This window comes from Candidatus Hydrogenedentota bacterium (assembly GCA_019695095.1).
Taxonomy (GTDB): Bacteria; Hydrogenedentota; Hydrogenedentia; order Hydrogenedentales; family SLHB01; genus JAIBAQ01.
The window spans coordinates 1-21,111 of sequence record JAIBAQ010000075.1; the positions used below are offsets into that span (position 1 = coordinate 1).

General features: G+C 57.6%; 17 protein-coding genes and 1 pseudogene. 11 read left to right on the forward strand and 7 right to left on the reverse strand.

Annotation, left to right across the window (positions count from 1 at the left end):
• From K1Y02_13695 to sugE, 5 genes are all read left to right on the forward strand, one after another.
• Positions 1–296 (forward strand): hypothetical protein (locus K1Y02_13695; protein ID MBX7257412.1); only part of this gene is annotated, 296 nt, incomplete at its 5' end.
• Between the two features lie 462 nt (positions 297–758).
• Positions 759–968 (forward strand): hypothetical protein, encoded by a 210-nt coding sequence (locus K1Y02_13700; GenBank protein MBX7257413.1) that lies wholly within the window; start codon positions 759–761, stop codon positions 966–968.
• Between the two features lie 176 nt (positions 969–1,144).
• Complete coding sequence (locus tag K1Y02_13705) at positions 1,145–3,520, forward strand: ATP-dependent Clp protease ATP-binding subunit (GenBank protein MBX7257414.1); 2,376 nt, start codon at positions 1,145–1,147, stop codon at positions 3,518–3,520.
• A complete protein-coding gene (locus K1Y02_13710) occupies positions 3,517–4,092 on the forward strand; it encodes an FHA domain-containing protein (GenBank protein MBX7257415.1) in 576 nt (191 codons plus the stop codon). Before K1Y02_13705 ends, K1Y02_13710 begins: the two co-directional genes overlap by 4 nt.
• Positions 4,093–4,153: 61 nt before the next feature.
• Positions 4,154–4,468 carry a quaternary ammonium compound efflux SMR transporter SugE gene (gene sugE / locus K1Y02_13715; protein MBX7257416.1) on the forward strand — a complete coding sequence of 105 codons (315 nt, stop codon included), beginning with the start codon at positions 4,154–4,156 and terminating at the stop codon, positions 4,466–4,468.
• Positions 4,469–4,478: 10 nt separating this feature from the next.
• Here sugE and K1Y02_13720 read toward each other — a convergent pair whose 3' ends face one another.
• The 7 genes and pseudogenes from K1Y02_13720 to K1Y02_13750 form a co-directional block, all read right to left on the reverse strand.
• Positions 4,479–6,788, reverse strand: a complete 2,310-nt coding sequence (locus tag K1Y02_13720) for a protein kinase (GenBank protein MBX7257417.1) — start codon at positions 6,786–6,788, stop codon at positions 4,479–4,481.
• A 127-nt stretch (positions 6,789–6,915) separates the two neighbouring features.
• Positions 6,916–7,440, reverse strand: coding sequence for a hypothetical protein (locus K1Y02_13725; GenBank protein MBX7257418.1), 525 nt, complete (start codon positions 7,438–7,440; stop codon positions 6,916–6,918).
• Positions 7,414–7,743: pseudogene (locus K1Y02_13730) on the reverse strand (prepilin-type N-terminal cleavage/methylation domain-containing protein). Before K1Y02_13730 ends, K1Y02_13725 begins: the two are co-directional and overlap by 27 nt.
• 248 nt (positions 7,744–7,991) lie before the next feature.
• Complete coding sequence (locus K1Y02_13735) at positions 7,992–8,714, reverse strand: TetR/AcrR family transcriptional regulator (GenBank protein ID MBX7257419.1); 723 nt, start codon at positions 8,712–8,714, stop codon at positions 7,992–7,994.
• 236 nt (positions 8,715–8,950) lie between these two features.
• Positions 8,951–9,742 carry a TetR/AcrR family transcriptional regulator gene (locus tag K1Y02_13740; protein ID MBX7257420.1) on the reverse strand — a complete coding sequence of 264 codons (792 nt, stop codon included), beginning with the start codon at positions 9,740–9,742 and terminating at the stop codon, positions 8,951–8,953.
• A gap of 186 nt (positions 9,743–9,928) precedes the next feature.
• Positions 9,929–10,786: a DUF1559 domain-containing protein gene (locus K1Y02_13745; GenBank protein ID MBX7257421.1), complete on the reverse strand. Its 858-nt coding sequence runs from the start codon at positions 10,784–10,786 to the stop codon at positions 9,929–9,931.
• A 66-nt stretch (positions 10,787–10,852) separates the two neighbouring features.
• Positions 10,853–11,644 (reverse strand): TetR/AcrR family transcriptional regulator, encoded by a 792-nt coding sequence (locus K1Y02_13750; GenBank protein MBX7257422.1) that lies wholly within the window; start codon positions 11,642–11,644, stop codon positions 10,853–10,855.
• A gap of 142 nt (positions 11,645–11,786) precedes the next feature.
• Here K1Y02_13750 and K1Y02_13755 point away from each other — a divergent pair, with 142 nt between their 5' ends.
• From K1Y02_13755 to K1Y02_13780, 6 genes are all read left to right on the forward strand, one after another.
• Positions 11,787–12,494, forward strand: coding sequence for a lysoplasmalogenase (locus K1Y02_13755; protein MBX7257423.1), 708 nt, complete (start codon positions 11,787–11,789; stop codon positions 12,492–12,494).
• A 549-nt stretch (positions 12,495–13,043) separates the two neighbouring features.
• Positions 13,044–14,435 (forward strand): efflux RND transporter permease subunit, encoded by a 1,392-nt coding sequence (locus K1Y02_13760; protein ID MBX7257424.1) that lies wholly within the window; start codon positions 13,044–13,046, stop codon positions 14,433–14,435.
• 129 nt (positions 14,436–14,564) lie between these two features.
• Positions 14,565–15,632: a MoxR family ATPase gene (locus K1Y02_13765; GenBank protein MBX7257425.1), complete on the forward strand. Its 1,068-nt coding sequence runs from the start codon at positions 14,565–14,567 to the stop codon at positions 15,630–15,632.
• An 8-nt stretch (positions 15,633–15,640) separates the two neighbouring features.
• Complete coding sequence (locus tag K1Y02_13770; protein MBX7257426.1) at positions 15,641–16,561, forward strand: DUF58 domain-containing protein; 921 nt, start codon at positions 15,641–15,643, stop codon at positions 16,559–16,561.
• Between the two features lie 21 nt (positions 16,562–16,582).
• The gene (locus tag K1Y02_13775) at positions 16,583–18,460 is read left to right on the forward strand and encodes a BatA and WFA domain-containing protein (protein MBX7257427.1); all 1,878 of its coding nucleotides are present in this window, start codon (positions 16,583–16,585) and stop codon (positions 18,458–18,460) included.
• Positions 18,461–18,466: 6 nt separating this feature from the next.
• Complete coding sequence (locus K1Y02_13780) at positions 18,467–21,076, forward strand: VWA domain-containing protein (GenBank protein MBX7257428.1); 2,610 nt, start codon at positions 18,467–18,469, stop codon at positions 21,074–21,076.
• Positions 21,077–21,111 lie beyond the last annotated feature (35 nt).

Genomic DNA, 21,111 nt, shown 5'->3' on the forward strand with positions numbered 1-21,111 from the left:
ACGCCGACGGGACAGGCGATTATGGTTCTTTGGCGCAATTGGCCAATCCCGACGGTGCCGGCGCGACCCCGCCCTTCATCGATCAGGTTCTTGGCGCGGGTTCGAAGCAAGGCTATGTGTTCACGGTCAACGTCGTGAACGGAACGGCGACGACAATGCCCGCATACACCTGCACGGCGACCCCGGCAGCGGCTGGCCGGACGGGTTACCGCCAATACTTCGTCGACGAATCGGGCGTCATCCGGTTCACGGCAGACGGCAGCGCAGTAACGGTCTCCTCATCGCCGCTGAACTAAAAGGCAGGGTTGAGGGGTTTAAGGATAGAGAGTGGATGTGCTGGGCGGCGGGGACCGGGAGGTTCCCGCCGTCACAGCATCCGGAAATAGTACGGCAGGAAGTGTGAAAATTGAAACGGCGTAGTAGGCTGGTCAGGAAACGGTAAGGCCACTACCGAGTATAATTGAGTATAGGTTGACGATCCGCTCACTACGGATCTGGGATTGAGATTGTGGTGGAAAAACCACGACGAATCCCGTAGACTGGTAAGGACTGTTGGGAACTGTGCGTTGAAGCCTGTGTAAGGTTTCGTTGTCACGACCCACAATATGAGGGTCTCATGTATGACCCAGATGAATTCTCAGACGCTGATTCCTGCTGAGCAGCGGGCTGTAGAGAATCATCGGTGCTCCTTGTCGGCGGAAGCCGGACGCGAAATTTCGTTTGAAGAAGCCCTGAGCGACTGGAACGAACACCACGCGCTGCGCTGGCGCCAAGAAAGGCAAGCAGCGTGTCTTGCGGCTCAACGTCAAGAGATTGAACGGCATAAATGGATTGAGTCCGAGAAGGCCGGCCACGATTTGGGCAAGGAAGCCGTGATGGACTGGATTAGAATGAATGCCGCAGCCTGGCGTACATGGTACGAGCGCGAAGGCGGCGACCTCTCGAAGCCAGGAGAATCGGGCGCGTAGTCTCCACAACCCACCACCCTGCCGCCCGGCAATTCTTGATTGCGACAATCCGGTGTGTAAGGAGTCTTGCGAATGGAGGCCGTTCTGTTATAGTGGGATGAATGGCCTGTGTGGCGTGGGGAGCTGGTTGCCCGCGTTGCGCGTGGGCAGGATTCCCGAAAGGATACGAAGGGCCTGTGCAAGTTCCCGTTTCGCCGGAGATCAATGCGCTACTCGACGATGCCACGGACTTGAGCGTCCGAAGAGGACAGTATTACGTCGGCGTCGAACACTTGTTCGAGACCATTCTCGTCCACATCGATGACTTGCCTCGTAGTTTCCGCAAGCACCACGGCGACAGTCTGAAGACGGCCGCACAAGACATGACGCGAGAGGCGTGGCGCGGCTTTATGCCCGCGGTAACGCGCGAAGTGTTCTACACGCCGCGGTGCGCGGCATTGACTATGCGCGCTGCACGGCTCGCGCAACGCTTGGGAAATCAGAGTCCAACCATCGGTCATTTGTTACTTGCAATACTGGCGGATGCACATGCCGCGCCATCGCGGGCGATGGACCGCCTGAGGATTCCTCGCGGCGACATGATCAAGGCACTCCGCAACGAGTTGCTGCAGGGTGCGCCGGATCGCACATCGATAACGCAAGCCAAGACTTCGAAGGAAGCGCCGCAGCAGGAATCGCACGAAACGGACGGCCCCGTCCACGTGAGTGAAGAAGAGGCCATGGACCGCCGCGCCAAGAAGGGCAAGATCGACTCGCTTACGCGCGATTTGACCGCGGCGGCACAAGCGGGCGAGTTGGAGCCTGCTATCGGCCGCGACAAAGAAATTATGACGATGTTGGAGATTCTGACTCGCAAGACGAAGAACAACATCATTCTTGTGGGCGAGGCGGGCGTGGGCAAGACGCATATTGTGGAAGGGTTGGCTCGCCTCGCGGCCCAAGACGGAGCGGGTGGATTGTTCAGCTCGTATCGCGTGGTTGAACTCAACGTGGCTTCCCTCATGTCGGGCACGCAGTATCGCGGCGCTTTCGAAGAGAAGCTCGAAGGTCTGCTTTCGGAGCTCAAGCGCGCGCGCAATACAATCCTCTTCATCGACGAGATTCACTTGATTATGGGCGCAGGCACGGTGGAGGGCGGCTCCATGGATATGGCCAACCTTCTGAAGCCTGCGTTGGCGCGCGGCGAGATTCGCTGTATCGGCGCGACGACGGTGCAGGAGTATCGCAAATTTATCGAACGCGACCCTGCACTGGAACGGCGTTTTCAGATGGTACGCGTGGAGGAACTCAGCCCAGAGGCCACTCTGGAGGTGCTGAAGCATCTGCGCTCGACGCTACAGAGGCATCACGGTGTGCGTATCGGCTCCAAGGCCATGGAGGCGGCCGTCACGCTGACCCAGCGGTACATGCCCAACCGGCAGTTTCCCGACAAAGCGATCGACGTGCTCGATCAAGCTTGTGCCCGCTACCGGCTCCGATCCGTTGCGGCAAAGATGAAGCCGGGACTTTTCGAGAGCGATACGGGCACCCCGCAAGCGGAGAAAGTTACCCCGCACGACGTGCGCAAAGTCGTGAGCCGCACGGCGGGGGTGCCCATTGAGGAGATCACCGCGGACGAGCGGGCGCGCTTGCTCGATCTTGAGGCCCGTCTTCGGCGCCGCATCATCGGTCAAGACCATGCAATCGCAAAGGCCGTGGCAGCCGTGATGAAATCGCGCGCGGGCCTCGCCGATCCAAACCGCCCGGATTCGGTGATGTTGTTTATCGGACCGACGGGGGTTGGCAAAACCCAGCTTGCGAAAGCGTTAGCCGACTATCTTTTCGGATCGACGAAGCATCTGATCACATTCGATATGTCCGAATACGTCGAAGAACATTCCGTATCGCGCTTGCTCGGCGCGCCGCCTGGTTATGTGGGAGCCGATGAGGAAGGTAGGCTGGCGGGCGCCGTGCGCAATGCGCCGTTCTCGGTACTTCTGTTCGATGAAATCGAAAAGGCCCACCGCCGCGTATTCGACGTGCTGCTGCCGGTGCTCGACGAAGGCCGAATCAAGGACAACCGGGGGCGTGAAGTCAGTTTCCGGCATTGCATCATCATCTTCACGTCGAATGCCGGCGCGGACCTGGTTTCGCGGCATGCCGCCACGGGTGTTACCGAAGATATCCTTGCGGAACTGAGGCGGCACTTCCGTCCGGAGTTCATCAATCGCATAGATGAGATTGTCCCCTTCTACCCCTTGTTGTTTGAGGACGTCCGTACCATGCTCGACCTGTGCATCAAGGAATCGAAGGCGCGCCTCAAGGAGAAGCGAATCCATCTCCGAGTGTTCCAAGGGGCCTACGAGTTGCTGGCTCGCGAGGGTTACAATCCGCAGTATGGAGCGCGCGAATTGCGGCGCGTCGTGGATCGCTTGGTAATCAATCCAATCAGCACGATGCTTATTGAGCGCCGGTTTACGGATCACGATGTCATCGAAGTGCTCGAGGAAGGTGGCGAACTGGTCTTTCGCAAGGGCGAATCGCCAAGCACAACCGGGGCGTACACGTCATGAGAGCAGCGGGACAGGCCGACTGTATTACCATCGTGAACGGCCCCGAAGACGGAACGGAATTTCCGATAGTCCGGGCGCCGTTCTACATCGGAGAAAGCACGACATGCGCCGTACAGATTCGTTTGGATAGCCAAGCCTGTGCGCGCCACGCCCTGGTTACGGTGGTAAGTGATGGGTATCGCGTCCGGCGTATGGATCGGCAGCCGGTCTACGTGAACGGCAAGCCCGCGGGGTTGTTTCGTTCGCGGATTGTCCGAAACGGTGGGACGGTTCAGATTGGACACACGTTGCTTTGTGTGGAGTGTTCGTCCGACGGGCTCGCGAGCCGCAGCCACGGGATCGTCTCGGAAGGTGACGTGGGTTGGGCCATTCAGCAGGGGGCCAAATGGCTTTGGAGCTCCCTGAAATCCGGATTCAACTTGCTCTTGACACTTCTGGGCCGCATCGTGACAAGTTGGCTGGCCGTCTTGTCGATACTGTTCCTGATGTACGTATTCTGGCCGTGGTTCAGATTCAATCTGCAAGGCTTGATCATCCAAATCTACAGTGCGATAGTCACAAGCTTCTCGTAGCTGCAGTCGCGCAGAGATCTTGCGGCACATGACTCCTGGCGCAAACCGAGGAATTCAAAAGATGGCATGGCTGTATCTGTTCATCGCAGGCCTGTGCGAAATTGCCTGGGCGGTAGGCATGAAGTACACCAGCGGGTTTACCAAGCTGGGTCCAAGCGTATTCACGGTCATTATGATGATTGTGAGTTTTGCCCTTCTGGCGCAGGCCCTGAGACATATCCCGCTGGGGACAGGCTATGCCATTTGGACCGGGATCGGCGCCGTGGGAACAGCCATCCTCGGAATCGTCCTATTCTCGGAACCCGCGACGTTGGCCCGCCTGGCGTGCATTGGATTAATTGTCGTTGGGATTGTCGGGCTCAGGATCGTGTCGTAAGAAGGCGAGTCTACAGCACGACGGCCTTGTCCAGGTTGATGAACAGCAAAGAAGGGGCGTTGTCTTCCGCCGAGAGAATTGCGGCCCACCGACCGTCTGACGAGACACATGGCGTGGGGAAGTCCTCGTCGGGCGTTCCGGCTCCTTTGGGAAGAGGAGTCTCTTGCACGAGAATGCGCCGGGTGTCGCCAGTGGGGAATATGGCTTCGATCTTTGTTTTGCCGCTGACATCGCGCGATGATGTCAGAAAATACCGGCCTGACGCGTGCCACGGACTTCGGCTTATCCAGCCTGTGCCAAAGCGGAGCGGCTCTCCCGGAGTATCGACTTGAAACAAAAGCAACTCGGGAGCTGCATTCTCTGGCCGTGGGACACTGGCCAGCAATGAACGTCCGTCCGGGCTGAACGCAAATGCCAGGTCGGGCGACGCGCCGGTTACAAGGCCGTGGGGACCATCAAGCCCGCCAAGACGGAGTAAGCACAGGTCCGTGGGAATTGGCGGGCCGTCTGGCCGCAAAACAAGTTCACGCAATGGTGGAAGGGCCGCTTGACGTTCAGTGCGCTCAGCACCTTCGCGAAACCGCTTACCCATGCCAAGTCGAATGCGTTCGATTGCCGGTGCGCCTACTCGAACATACGCCAAGCTACGCCCGTCGGATGCATACGCCGCGCTCAGGATGGGGGCAGATCGATCGACGACAGGCCGAGACAGATTCCCATCGGCCCCAGCGCCAACGCGGAGTTCGGCGAAGTACATTTCGCGATGCGTGGTGCCGATGGAGAGGATGAGTCCAACGGCATCGCCGTCAGGCCGGGCGACCGCGCCAAAACAACCTCCGGAGTAATAGGCTGCGTTTCCTGCAAATGCACCCCGCGGATCGGCCCGCAGCACCACGGAACGCTCCATGTCATTGGGCTTCTTCTTCGCAAGTACCACTTCTTGAAAATAGGAGCCAGACTCAGGATCGCGGGCCGGGAGCACCGCGAGAATGCCGCCGGCAAGCGGAGACGAATCGGGCACGCGGGGAACGGTGAATTCGGGCGAGGCGCGGCGCGCGAGTTTCCATCCGGGGGCGGGCAGAAATGCGGCCAGCGTTTCAATGGCCCTATTCTCCGGGCGGACCGCGCCGAGTACGATTCGGCCCGGTTTGTCGCCTTGTCGAGGTTCTGTACCAAAGGCCAAGAGCGAATCGCCGAGCCAGTCCACCGGTTCCAGCGCTGCACTCAAGTTGGGCAGTCTCGTACTCACCTGGCTTGCGTCCAATTCCAGGAATCCGGCAGCGTCCGTGTCGGGTGGCAGGGCGCTTTGGTGTTGTCGTGCATCGAGGGCTCGCAGAATCAGCAACGCGAGAGCCGTCAAGATAAGGGCAGCCAACGCAAACGACTTCCAGTTCCTTTTGCACCATGCGACAGACCGATCAATCGTGTGTTCACCGCTCTCCTGCTGAGATCTGCTACTTGCCGGAAAGTCCACATGCTTCAGTGAAAGAATGTTCTTGATGGCGCCCAGCAAGTCCGGTCCGCTTGCCAGGCGGTGCTTGGGGTCCTTCTCCAAAAGGTTATTCACGAGGTCGTAGACAGACTGGGGGAGATTGGGAACGGCCAGTTCCAACGGCGACACGGGATCCATCGAGATCTGCTTGACCAGCATCATTGGCGTGTCGCCCTTGAACGGACGTTGCCCGCAGAGCATTTCGTAGAGCATTACGCCCAGGCTGAACACGTCGCTGGCCGGAGAGATTTCGCCCGCGCCGCAGTGTTCCGGCGACATGTATTGCGGCGTACCAAGAAATGCGCCGTCGGAGGTAATGCCGCTCGTGGCGTTCACGAACTTGGCCAGCCCGAAATCGGTTACGCGGACCAGGCCGTTTGTGTCGATCAGCACGTTGCCCGGTTTGATGTCGCGGTGGACAATACCATTGGAATGGGCGCATGCCAGCGCCTCCGCAACTTGCCGGACAATGTCGAGCGCTCGTTGCCAAGGCATGGGACCTGACGCTGCCAGCATCTGCTCGAGCGTTTGGCCTTCGACATACTCCATCGCAATGTAGGGGACTTTCTTTTCCTCGCGCACGGCATACACGCGCACGATATTGGGATGGTTTAGCTGCGCGGCCGCCTTTGCCTCACGGCGGAACCGCTTGACGAGACTCGGATCGGAGGCGAAGGAACCGTTCAAGACTTTTAAGGCGACGAGCCGATCGAGGAGCACGTCGCGCGCTAGATAGACCTTCCCCATTCCGCCGCGACCCAAACGGCGGAGCAATACATAGTCGCCTACGCGACGCTCGGACTTGTTGTCAGATTCCTTCGAAGACATTTACACATTATGACTCGCAAATCGCTCTCATTAAACACTGGATCGCGGTAGAAGTTCACGCGTTTTGTGAACGGAGCAGGCCCGGCCGCGCATCGCAACGGCCGGGCCCGTGTCGAGAAGGTTACCGCTAGAGCGACGCTATAGCGCCAGTGACACCGGCAAACGCGGCTGTCACCGGGAATTCACCGGGGTATTTCACAAAAGTCACGTGGCCGTCCATGTACAGGACATTCGAGCCGCCAGGCACGTGGTTGTACGAAGACGCAGTTGTCCCGAGCCAATCCCATTGAACAGGAAGTTGGCTCTGTGCTGTCGCACTTGCCGCGGGGTTATTAATGTCGGAAATGAAGAACCTCTCAATTCCTTCCCGCAGGCGATAGAACGTGTGATTGGGCAGGATACTCGTGGCTTCGGTTGTGAAATCCTCGTCGGGCGATATATCCCCCGAGAGAAGATCTGTAATCAGGTCGATGCCGGCGGTAACTTCAGTGTCATTCATGAAGCCCCAGCCGATATAGATGTAGCTGATGCCGTCAAAGCACTCGTAGATGGGAGTACCTTGAGCGTCATTGAACAATCCCGTTCCGTAGGGCCCTCCCGTTCGGAATGCCTCGGAGTTGTCTCCATCGGAGGGACAGACCCAAATGTTCATGTCCGTCAGGTATTCGGGATAGATTGCACGACTTTCTGGACAACCCGCGAATCCAATCGTGGGGGCTGGGTCATTCGGGCAATCGTATTGTGGGTTTATCAACGGCGGAAATTTCTCGCCCTTGGCCTCGTTGGCGTACATCTTGAAAATCAGCCCAAACTGTTTCAGGTTGTTCTGACAGCTTGCGCGGCGCGCGGCCTCTCGAGCGCGGGCGAGCGCGGGGAGCAGGATGGCGGCGAGGATTCCGATGATGGCAATGACGACCAACAATTCGATCAGAGTAAAGCCGTTACTTCTTCTCATGATGCAACACCTCCCAGATTAATCGAATGACACCAGGACAACGATGAATCACATCCACACGACAAACGCCGTAAATGCAGTCTTTCCTCGAAATCGTCTCAAGCAGTTCGTGTCAATTGAACCTTGCAGCACCGACAGAAACGCATCACGTTCTCCTTTGGGATCATTCCCAGAGGCAGAATTGGAACGACTGCATATACCTCAATAACGGCAGACCGGCAACTCCTGCGCGGTCCCGTTATCTGTCCCTATGCTTGGTCTCCGTACCACTGTCCCGGGCCGTACAGCAATTCGGCTTCTTCGGCGAATACAGCTTGTCGAACCTCAGCAAGTGTCTTGAGGTAATCCCATTCGCTGGAGAGGGGATGCCAGTTGTAGGCGTCGGCCGAGCGATTAAAGAAGTTCCATGTCTTGTGGAAGGGGTCTGATATGCCGAGAGCATGTTCGGGGATACCGCTCTCAATGAGTGTGAACGAACCTTCGACGAGGCCCCAGACGCCCAAGGCGATTTCGTCGAGGATGCCGTCCATTTCGGGCACGAGATCGCCCGATTCGACTGCACCCTCTAATACGCCCCGTAGAATCTCGACGGCGCCCTTTTCAATGTTGAACAGGGCGACGATCCGCTCGGGTGAAGCCTTCTCACGCACCGGGCCTGTTGTCATATGGAGAATGCGGGAATCCTCGGGATTAAGACGCGTGAAAAGGGCGATGGACTCCGCAAGACCCACCATGCGCTCGCGCGAACGGCCCGAATAGGATGCCCCACGGCGCATGAGCGCTGTGCGACGCTCCAAGCAGTCGCTCGCAAGCGCAACGAGGATGTCCTCCTTGGAGACAAAGCGGTGGTATAAGGTCCCCTTCGGGCATTCACTGGCCTTCGCGATATGGTCCATCGTAATGCCGTGATACCCCAAATCGAGAACAAGCGTTCGCGCCGCGCGCAAAATTCGCGCATCACGTTCACGCAATTCCAATTGCTTGGGAGAAAGAAAAGGCGCCTTACCACTTTGTCTATGGGTGAGCATTGTCCGTGAAACCCCGCATCTCCATCTTTTCTACATTTGACAGCTATTTGACTCAAAGTCCAGTTTAGAGGAAGGTACGTGAAACGTCAAGAAGTGCGAGTGAGGCGCATGCCAAATGTCGGCGCGTAATTGGAACGCTTAGCAGGAATGGCGAAGCGGGTCCTCAACGAGAAACCAGGCTAACAGTGGTCACCGTACCACTGACCTTCTCCGTAGAGTGCCTGCGCCTCTTCAGGGAAGATCTGCTTTCGGATTGTGGCCATGGTTTCATCGTAGTTCCATTCGTTGAACCTGGGCTGCCAGCCGTAGGCGTCCGCAGTACGATTGAAGAAGCACCATACTTGACTGAAGGGACTGTCAATCCGTAACGAATGCTCGACGATTCCGCCTTCAATCAGCGTATAGACGCCGTCAACAAGTCCCCAGGTGCCCAACGTAATTTCATCCAAAATCGAATCGGTCTCTGCCTCCAGATCGCCGACACGAACCGCTTCCCGTAGTACGTCGCGATAGATCTCGACGGTCTCGCGCTCCAACGTGAACAGGTTCACAACACGTTCCGGGGCGGCTTTTTCGCGTACTGGCCCGGTTGCCATGTGCAGTATGCGACTGTCCGACGGATTCAAGCGTGTAAAAATGCCGACGGCTTCGCCCAAGGCCAGCGCACGTTCTCGGGGGCGTCCCTGAAAGGCGGACGCGCGGCGCATCAGTTCAAACCGGCGAGTCAGCGATTCGGTGGCAAGCGCGACAAGGATGTCTTCCTTGGAGATGAACCGGTGATAGAGGGTGCCTTTGGGGCATTCACTGGCCTTCGCAACGTGGTCCATGGTGAACCCGTGATAGCCAAGTTCCAGGGCCAACTGCCGGGCAACCCGCAGAATATGAGAGTCACGCTCGCGCAATTCCTGCTGTTTGCGTGAGAGTGGAGGCGAGCTTGCGGCTGTGGGAATTCCGGTTCCAGTAATTGTCATTGAATAGACGACTCATAATTGACGTAGGATTGACTTCACGTCCAGTTTAGACTCACTCATCTTTTCTGTCAATAGAGTGACGCGATCCGGACCAGGTTGGATCAGGCCGTTGCAGATTCGAGGCCCGGCCACCGATCAAGTCGGCGACCGGGCCCCCCAAAGGTCAAGTGGCTCTCACGTCAAGGCTTATAGGCCGCCGGAAGTGGCCAAATAGGCGACTTCAGCAAAGTTCTTGGTGATCGGGAAATCGCCGGGGTACTTGATGAAGGTCACGTGCCCGTCCATGTAGAGCACGTTGCATCCGCCGGGAACGTGGTTCATGGTCGAGGGCTTGGTACCCAACCAGTCCCACATTACGGGCAGCTCGCTCTGGGCTGCTGCCGAAGCGGCGGGGTTGTTGATGTCCGACACGAAGAAGCGCTCAATTCCCTCGCGAAGTCGATACGCAGTGCTCTTTCCCGTGGGATTCCCGTCAGCCATTGGAAGGTCATCGTCCGGGCCAGTTTCGTTCGGATCGTCAAACGGTGCGGACACAAAGTCGACAAACGACCCGACTACGGCATTCAATTCATCATCATTCATCAATGCCCAACCAAGATATACATAGCAGAGACCATTGAAGCACTGAGGATAAATGGCGCCAGATGCGTCCGCGAACGCACCTTTTCCGTACTCGCCGCCCTGGGTGATTTCGTCGGCATTGTCGCCGTCAGACGGACAAATCATGACGTTAATGTCCGTCAAGTACTCAGGATAGATCGCCGGACCTTCGGGACAGCCGCGGAAACCGATAGGCTCTGCCGGGTCTGCAGACACGGGGCACGTATGGCCTGGAAAATGCTGCGGCGGGAATTTCTCGCCCTTGGCTTCATTGGCGTACATCTTGAACATCAGTCCCCACTGCTTAAGATTGTTCTGGCAGCTTGCTCGGCGGGCCGCTTCGCGGGCGCGCGCAAGCGCGGGCAGAAGAATTGCCGCAAGAATGCCGATAATGGCAATCACCACAAGCAATTCGATCAGAGTGAAACCAGTCCTCTTTCGCATTACTACTTTCCTTTCGATTGATTCAATTACATCCAGGAACACACAGAATACGACGTTGATCTATCTTCATCTCCGGTCCCCCCACCACTGGCCGGCTCCGTAGAGCATCTGGGCCTCTTCGGGGAAAACCTGTCTGCGCAGATTGGCCAGGCTTTCCTCGTAGTCCCACTCGCTAAAAAGAGGCCGCCAACCGTAGGCGTCGGCGGACCGGTTGAAGAAGCACCACAAGCGGTAATACGGATCCTTGACGTCGAGCGCGTGAACTGCAGCGTGTCCCTCGATGAGGGTGAACACGCCTTCCACAAGTCCCCACGCGCCCATAGTGATTTCGTCGAGGCGGTTCTCGCTTTCGACAACCAGATCGCCGCGCTTTACGGCGTCGCCAAGAATCCCCCGGAACAACTCCACAGACTGGCGCTCGATATCGAACAGCGCTGCGACACGGTGGGGAGACGCCTTCTCCCGAACGGGACCGTTGGCCATGTGGAAGATACGAGAGTCTGCTGGAAATAGGCGCGTGAACAGCGCAATGGCCTCACCCACGGCGGCCGCTTTCTCGCGAGGGCGGCCTTCAAACGTAAGCGCCCGCTTCATCATCTCAATTCGGTGTTCCAGAGATTCGGTGGCCAAAGCCACAAGGATGTCCTCTTTTGAGATGAAGCGGTGATAAAGAGTACCCTTTGGGCAGTCGCTCGCCTGGGACACTTGGTCCATGGTGAAGCCGTAGTAGCCGAGTTCGAGGGCGAGAGTGCGCGCGGCGCGAAGGATTCTAGAATCTCTGTCTCGCAATTCGCGTTGGCGGCGAGAAAGCGAGGGATAGCCTGAGGCTGGTCTTATGTTAGGTTGACGAGTAATCATCGTTCTGGTGACAATTATTTGACGATGGGTCCATTTTATGGTATCGTGGACCAGTTGTCAAGACAATTCGCAGGAAAAGGGGGGATCGCGATCCAGTGCCCTGACATCTTGTGGGCACAGACGCGATGGACAGGAAACGCCAGTGGGGACAGCTTCGGACCAGATATCGCCATCAACCTATCGAGGGGCCGTGTTGGCCCTTGCCATCGTAAGTGCAACATCTACGGCACTTATGCTGTTCGCGCGTTACGTGGGAGCAGGAACCTACGTAAAGGGGTTCACATTAATCGCATCTTCAGCATATGTTCTTGCCGGAGTAGTTGCCGGTGGGACGAAGTCCTGGCCGGGTCGGTTCACACTTGTTGGTCTTGCGTTCTGCTGGATAGGTGATGTCGTTGGACCCGGGAACTTCGTGGCAGGTCTCTATGCATTCCTCTTCGGTCATATTGCTTTTAGCGCGTCGTTCCTTGCGCGTGGAGTCGAATGGAAGCGCGTATTCGTGGGGGTGCTCCCGGTTCTGTTGACCACGTCTGCGACGGGACTCATTCTGTGGCCTCATGTGTCGCAAGCTGAGCACGCGCCGTTCGTTTTCTACAGTGTTGTCATCAGCACGATGCTGGTCTTGGCGGGTGGTGTATCCAAACGAGACCGTGTGGCATTTATTGCCGCGCTCGTCTTTTATGTATCGGATATCTTGGTGGCGCGCTGGCGTTATGCACACAGTTCCATCGACGGCTACCTCTGCTACATGCTCTACTATTCCTCGTGCCTCCTTTTTGCCTACTGTGCCCGACCCTCGAGCGCTCCTGAGGTGTCTCAGCCGGGAACAGGGAGAAGCGTGGCCGCGTAAGCGGCCTTGACCGCTCCGATTTCTCGAACCTTTCTCGCTAGGCGGTGTCTCAGAGATGCGGGCCGTGGTGCGCCCAAACGGCGGATGGACTCATTCCAGTGTGCGTTGTCGTCTTGAATCCGCCGGGAATCGTTCTTCTTCGTGAACCTTTGCAGTTCGATTCCGTATTAAAGGGACGTGCGTCCTTTTCCATTTCGTTGGGGATAAAGTAACTGTAACATGCCAGCTCTGCTCAGAATGAACGCGGAAATAGACGCACACGAGATTGTCGCAGCCCAAAGCAAGAATTCTGCGCAGAATAGTTTAGGAGTACTCTTGAATCCCTGGGTGAGTACTGTTAGCATCCAATTTGCCCGAAACGCCTGATTACGGAGGTGCGCGATGACCGGAGGACCGACCCCGGAAGTACTGAGGCGTGCTGTTTCGCGGGCGCGACGCCGATTATTCGTGCAATCGTTCTTCCTTGCATTCGTTCGAATTTGCCTGATAACGCTTCCAATTTTCGCAGTCCTGATCGCCGGACTTCAGCGCTGGGGAAACAGCGGAGCCGTGCCATGGCTTGGGGCGTTTGCCGTCGTAGCGTGCGTGTTGGGACCGCTGGCGTGGGCCGTGAGCCGCCTGAAATCGCCCTTGGATTCCGCGCTCGCACTGGACGAGCGCGGCTCTTTGAAGGATCGGGTATCCAGCGCGTGGGAGTTTCTGCATTACGAGGGGGAACTGGATGAACCGCGCCGGTTGCAGGTACGCGACGCGATACGGCACGCAGAGAGTCTTAGTGTTCCTTCTTTGTTCCGGCTTCGGCTGACGCGGACCGCCCTTGCTTTGCCCGTGTTCGCGGGACTCTTTGCGGCGAGCTTCTTCGTACCGGCCAGGCTAAATCCAAAGACTGCCGAGGCGTCGGTGGACGCCCGCAAGCAACTTCAACTCAAAGAACTCACGGATGTGCAGAAAGACATCGAGCGTGAAGTGAAAGAGAACCCTGAGTTGGAGAATGTCCTTCGAGACTTGAAGACCATCGAAACGAGGTTCCAGCAAGGTGAGATGTCCGAACGGGACGTCATGATCGAATTGGCCAGGCTGGAAGAGAGTCTACGCAAGCAAGGGATGCAGCCGGGGATCGACGCGCTAGAGGGTGAGGCCGGCCAGATGGCCCCGAATCTCATGGCGAGCGAGTTGACTCGTGGCGCGGCCATGGCTCTGCAGGAGAAGGATTTCGAGAAAGCAGCGGACGAAATCGCTTCGCTAGCCGAGAAGATGAAGAATCAGGAGTTGTCGCAGGAGGAACGAGACAAACTCGCGATGGCACTGGGGGTTGCTGCGTCGAAACTGGGGGGAGACAAGAAGTCCGCGCTATCTTCCGATTTAGAGCAGGCCAGTGAAGGATTGAAGTCCAATGACTCTCAGAAATTCGGGGACGCCTGCCGATCCTTGAGCAACAAGCTGTCCAGCCTAGGCAAGTACAACCAGATGAAGAAGGCGAGCAAGCGCCTGAGCATGTGCAAGAGTTCGCTGGGGCAGTGCAAGGCATGCAAGGAATGCAATGGAGCCGGTTGCGATGCATGCAACGGCAAGGGCAGAGAAGGAGGAAGCAAGGGGGAAGGTCAGGGGCAAGGCAATGGACATGGCGAGAACTCCGACAAGTCCAATTCCCCTTCCCTGAATTGGGGAACAGGCACGGCAAATCCCATCGGTGATCCCAATCGCCTTGCGGAAAGCTACCGAAAGATGATTCAAGCGTCCGCCCAATCAACCGGCGAAGGTCCAGTCGAATCCGAAGTCGAGTCTGTGGAAGGGCAGACTTCGCCGAGTCAGTTGGACGCGAAAGACGTGTACGCAGACTACGCGTCCGTCGCGGAGGAAGCCATAGAACGCGAGGAGATTCCGCTGAGTCAGCGGCTGCACGTGAAGCGCTACTTTCAGACGATCCGTCCCGCCGATTGACCCGCGCTCCAAGACCGGCGCCGCCTTCAGAAATTGAACCGCAAATCGAACACATGACGCGCGCGAGACGATTAGAGAGACAGGATGTAATCGCCCGCTGCTACTTGACCCAATACTAAGGATTAACCCATGCCAAGCAAGCCGCAAGCCGCAACACGAAAGTCTTCCGTATCCAGGCAGACTCGCTCCAGCAAGGCCGCTCCATCCAAGTCCTTTGAGGAGAATGCCGCGGAATTCATTCAAACATTTCGAACGATCCAGCGTGAAATCGGCAGAGTGATTGTCGGCCAATCCCGGTTAATCGAAGATACCTTAACTGGTCTACTCTCGGGTGGACACGTGCTTTTGGAGGGCGTGCCTGGAATTGGCAAGACGCTACTCGTGCACAGTCTCGCGAGCGCGATTCACTGCAAGTTTTCGCGGGTCCAGTTCACTCCCGACCTCATGCCCTCGGATATCATTGGCACACGCGTGGTTTCGGAAGACGAAACGGGCCGAAAACACTTCTTCTTTCATCGGGGGCCGGTGTTCACGCAAGTGCTGCTTGCCGACGAAATAAATCGGGCAACTCCAAAGACGCAATCGGCGCTATTGGAAGCGATGCAAGAGAAGCACGTGACGGTGGCGGGAGAATCGCATGTACTGGAACCTCCTTTCTTTGTTATCGCGACGCAGAACCCGCTGGAGATGGAAGGGACGTATCCGTTGCCCGAGGCGCAACTCGATCGGTTCATGTTCAAGCTGAACGTCTACGCGCCGACACTGGACGAACTCATCGAGGTGGCGCGGCGCACGACAACTCGGGAGACGCCGCAGGCATCCGTCGTGACTACGGACAAACACATCGTCGAAATGATGGGAATCGTACGAGACGTGCCGATTGCAGCGCATGTCGAGCGGTTTGCCGCGGGACTACTCGTCGCCACGCATCCCACGGGTCACGGCGCAACGGATCTGGTTAAACGTTACGTGAAGTATGGAGCGAGTCCGCGTGGATTGCAGGCATGCATACTGGGCGCGAAAGTGCGGGCTCTCTTGGACGGACGATTCAACGTGGCCGAGGACGACATTCGCGAGGTCGCGCTGCCTGCCTTGCGCCATCGGATCCTGCTGAATTTCGAAGGCGAGGCGGAAGAGATCAAGACCGACGATATTGTTGAGAGCATTCTCGCGTCGATGAACGCAGCCGCTGCGTAGGGGGTCCGATGTCCGTCGCACCCCAGTTCGTGGACGATCGCGCCGAGCCGCTCTTTGACGAGCAGTTCATGGAGGTACTCGAGTACCTCCACATTGTCGCGCGGAAAGTTCTTTCCGGCCAACTCAAGGCCGAGCGGCGCAGCAAGCAGAAGGGTGTGAGTGTCGAATTTGTCGATCACCGTCCCTATGCGGCGGGCGACGATTTTCGATTCATCGATTGGGGCGTCTTCTTTCGCACCGAACAGCTCTTTTTGAAACTGTTCGAAGAGGAAGAAGACCTTCACATCTATCTGCTGCTGGATTGCTCGAAATCCATGGATTTCGGGATGCCTTACAAATGGCATTACGCGAGGCGGCTCGCCGCGGCCATCGGATACCTGGGACTTGCGAGTCTGGACCGCGTCGTTGTGATCCCGTTCGCGGATTCTCCCGCGCGAAGCGCCGCCGACACACTGCGCATCCGAGGCAAGGCCAAGGTCTTTCAACTGCTGCGCTTTCTAGAAGGTCGCGAGTCGAAGGGGCAAACCGATCTGGGCGCGGCATTGCAGTCGTTCGCCGGGAGCACACACAAGCGCGGCCTGGCCATCGTTATCTCGGACTTGTACGACGAGGGAGGAGTCGTCGGCGCGCTCAATGCCCTGCGCTTTCACAAGTTCGATCCGTACGTGATCCATGTCGTGTCTCCGCAAGAGACCGATCCCGCGTTGTTGGGAGACTTGCGCTTGCTCGATTCGGAGTCAGACCGGTTCCGCGACGTTACGCTGACCGAGGCGTTGCTCCGCAAGTACCAGAGCGTATTTGCCGATCACTGCGCATCGATAGAACGTTTCTGCCGATCAAAGGAGATCGGATACGTCCGCTGCCGCACCGATATCCCGTTTCAGGAGGCTGTGATGCACATGCTGCGCCGTGGGCGCTTGCTTCAATGATAAGGACGCGATAGCACAACAATGGCGTTCGCACAACCCATAGCGTTTTCACTTTTCGCGCTGTTCATTCCCATAGTCCTGCTGTATCTGTTGAAGCAGCGCCGCCGGCACGTACAGGTTTCGACGCTGCTCTTCTGGGACAAGATCCTGCGCGACGAACATTCGGTCACTTCACTGACCAAGTTACGCAAGCTGCTTTCTCTATTGCTCCAGTTGCTGATTGTCTCGTTCATTGTGCTGGCGCTGGCACGGCCCACGTTCTCCAAAGACCTGCTGGGAGCGCGGCGTCTAGTTATCCTGCTCGATGTATCCGCGAGCATGATGACGCAAGAAACGGGAGGCACTCGCTTCGAGCTGGTGCGCGCACGGGCGGCCGAGGAAATCCGGTCGATGTCCCAGGGTGATTCGGCCATGCTGACGGTCGTCGGTCCCGACGTGGACATTGTGGTGCCGTTCTCCGACAGCCGGAGGAGCCTCTTGGATGCGTTGGAGAAGATCCACGTAACGCACGGTTCCGCAAAATGGAGCGGCGCTTTCGAACTGGTACGGAAGCTTGCGCCCGATCCGCGCGAGACTCACGTGTACGTAATCAGCGACGGGGCGTTCGACCCGGTCGCCTTCGAGCCTCCCGATCGGACCCAATTTGCGTTCGTTCGGATTGGCGAAGCGATGGACAATGCCGGCATCACTGCGTTTCAGGTGCGTCCGCTGCCGGGCACGCCGCGTGATTTCGAAATCTTCTTCGAGGTAACCAACGCATGTCAGCAGAATCGGCGCATCCCCTTTGAAGTCCGTGTGGACGATCAATTGGTGGATGCAGCGGAGTTGACGCTGCCACCCAATTCAAGCGAAGTGCGATCGATCAGGCAAGTCAGTTCCGAGGGTGGGCGTGTCGAACTTGTCCTGGATTCGAAGGATGCGTTTGCCCTGGACAATCGCGCCTTTGGGGTGTTGCCGGCGGTGGAGCGCATCCGCGTTCTGCTCGTCACTGAAAACAACCTGTTCCTCGAAAGCGCGCTGGGAACAGACGACGGCATCGCGCTGGAGACGATGTCTCCCGCGTTGTATCCCGGCACGCCAAACCCTCCACCGGATGTAACCGTGTTCGACCGGTGGGCGCCGCAAACGACACCCGACGGTCCAGCGGTTTTTATTGCTTCATGGCCCGCGGACTACGGTCTGGAGACTGTGGGAGAACTGACCGATGCCATCGTGACGGACTGGGAATCGGGCCACGCCGTGACGGCTCACACCAACCTGAAGAACCTGACCATTCCGAAGGGCATGAAGGTTGTTCCAAAGGAGGGATTTCTCCCCATTGTTCGTTCCTTTGGCGATCCGCTGGTCCTTGTGAATCCGACTGCGCCCGCGCAGTCGCTGGCCATCGCGTTTGATACCACCGAAACGGATCTCCCGTTGCGGGTGGCTTATCCAATTCTCATCGCCAATGCCATACGGTATCTCGCGGAGGTCACGACCGATGCGGAATGGCAATCGCCGGAGATCGGAAGCATACTCACGGCCAACGCAGTTGAAGCGTACCAACAACGCCAGGGTCATCACGCTTCGGAGCCAATAGCGCGAATTGTTCCACCCTCCGGGGCTGAAGAGAGCAAAGTCTTCAGCGAACGTTCCCTAACGCCGGTGATGAGTGCCGGCGTTTATTCGGGCGAAACCGCAGGCCATGAACAATTCCCGCTCTTCGCCGCCAATGTGAACAGCCGGCGCGAAACACACATTGCGCCCGCGAGTACGCTGCCGGTGACCAGCACGAAACCAATCCCAGAAATCGCTCGAGGACTGCGGCTTGGTGTCGATCCGTGGCTGGCCCTGGCGACCTTGGCGCTCGGTGTCGTGTGCGCGGAATGGTGGTTGTTCCACCGCCGGATCGTGGAGTAGGGGGCCATGCGATTCGAGTTTGAAACTCCCCTTTTCTTAATTGCGCTGGTGGCCATTCCGGCTGCCTTGCTGGTGCTTCGCCGCACGCTGCTTGACAGCCCGCGCGCGCAACTGGCGTTGTCAACGGCCGTGCGCGCATTCGTAATTCTGTTGCTCGTATTGGCGCTCGCAAACTCGTTGCTGGGCACGAAGAGCACCCGCGTCTCGGTACTTGTGCTTGCGGACCTGTCTGACAGTACGCCACAGACCGCGATTGAGCAGACGAAAAACCTGTTTGCGAAGGTGCAGACCCACGCGACGAATCCTGGCCGCGCAGGTCTGATCACATTCGCCTCCGGAATCGACACGGTGGTTCCTGTTACCGCGAGGCCCCAGTTTCCGGAGATTCTAAAGAAGCCCACGGATGCGGCGGACACCTCCATTGAACTGGCGTTGCAGCGCGCTCGCGAGATCATGCCCGCGGATACGATCAATCGAATCGCCATTCTCACGGACGGCAACGAGACTGTGGGTGATGCGATGGCTGCCGCCAAACGTTGCGCGAATCATGGGATTCGCCTCTATTCGATTCCCTATGCGGTGGAGACGCGAGACGAAGTCCTGTTGGAGGATCTGAACGTTCCGGCGGAAGTGAAGCGCGGACAATCGTTTTCCGTCTCGGCAACAGTACATGCCACGAGAGACACCGATGCGTCTTTCGTTTTGTATCGCAACGGATTCAAAGTGCAGGAGAAGGCCATTTCTCTGAAGGCGGGTGCAAACGCACTGTCATTCGACGAAACGAACCCCGCGGAAGGACTCACGAAGTACGAGCTGCACGTTTCCGCCGCCTCGGACTTCTTCGCGGACAACAACGTCGCGGGGGGGATCGTATCCGTTGAAGGGAAGCCGCGCGTGCTGCTCCTGGAGAAGCATGAGCAGGACGCCCGTTACCTGGCGCGCGCATTGGAAGCTGAAGACATTTCAGTAGAGGTTCGTGAAGGCAAGGGTATGCCTGCAACGTTGGACGAGCTGGCTGCATTCGATGCGGTGCTCATGTCGGACGTACCTGCCACCGATGTATCCGTGCAGCAAATGAATCTGCTTCGCTCGTATATCGAAGACCTCGGCGGCGGGTTCATCATGATCGGCGGAGAAGAGTCCTTCGCGCTGGGCGGCTACTACCGCACGGCCATTGAAGATGCGTTGCCGGTCCGCATGCGCTCCGAAAAGAAGAAGGATACGCCCAGCCTTGCAATGATGCTAGTCATCGACCACTCCGGAAGCATGGGTGGCGAGAAGATGGAACTGGCGAAAGAAGCGGCCATTGCCGCGACGGAACTGCTGGGTCCAAGGGATGCCGTGGGCGTCATCGCATTTGACAGCGAGCCGACATGGGTCGTCGATCTTCAGGCAGGACAGAATCAACAAAGCGTGATCCAGGCAATCTCTACCATCGAAGCCGCAGGCGGAACAAGCATTTATCCCGCGATGGTTGAGGCGCACGCCGCGCTGTCGCACGTGCCCACACAGTTTAAGCACGTCATTTTGCTGACCGATGGTATTTCAGAGCCGGGCGATTTTCAGGGGATCGTCTCGCAAATGCAAGGCGACCGGATTACCGTCTCCACCGTTGCCGTTGGCGAAGGCGCCGACACGGTCTTGCTGCAGGATTTGGCCAATTTGGGCAAGGGCCGCTATTACTTTACGGCCGATCCCTACGACATACCGCAGATTTTCAGTAAAGAAACGATGAGCGCGTCAAAATCGTCGTTAATTGAGGAACCTTTCCTCGCACAACTGTTCAAGCACGATCCGATCGTGCAGGGGATTGATTGGCAGACCTCCCCATTTCTGTTCGGCTACGTTGTCACGGCGCCCAAGTCGACGGCCAAAGTGCTCCTCGCTTCCGAGCGCGGCGATCCCTTGCTGGTGAAATGGCAATTCGGGCTAGGCAAGTCGGTGGCGTTCACGTCGGACGCAAAGAGCCGTTGGGCCTCCGATTGGCTGTCGTGGCCGGGATACGGAAAATTCTGGTCGCAGGTTGTGCGTGATGCCATGCGGCTGAGCGACAGCAAGGGAACAGAGACGTCCATTACCTTACGCGGAAACGAGGGACACATCGCCGTCGACAACATCGACGAAAACGGCAATTTCGTGAATGGATTGTCCACGTCTGCGCAGTTGATCGATCCGTCTTTGGGTATTTCTGCCCTTACGTTCGAACAATCGGGACCAGGCCGCTACGAAGCCACAACGCCCATACGGACCGTAGGCAGCTATCTCTTCAAGATTCGCCAAGCGCAGGCTGTCTATGAATCGGGGGGTGATGTCCCCGGCATGCAGACGTACTCCGATTTCACGCGCGGTATCACGGTGTCCTACAAGCCCGAATACAGGCACCTGGGCACCAACGAGCCGTTCCTGAAGGAGCTGGCAACTGTTGGCGGCGGCACGTTCAATCCGGCCGTGGAGGATCTCTTTGCAGTGGGACCCGATGAATTCGTCTTTGTTCGGCAACGGTTATGGCCGTGGCTCCTGCTGGTCGCCGTGCTTCTGTTTGTAATCGATGTCGCGGTTCGCCGTCTCGATCTGGCGGGATGGCGTGTTTTCAAGAGTCCACAACGCTATGGATAAAGGTCACTTCACGTGAACAACCGTGCGAATCGTTT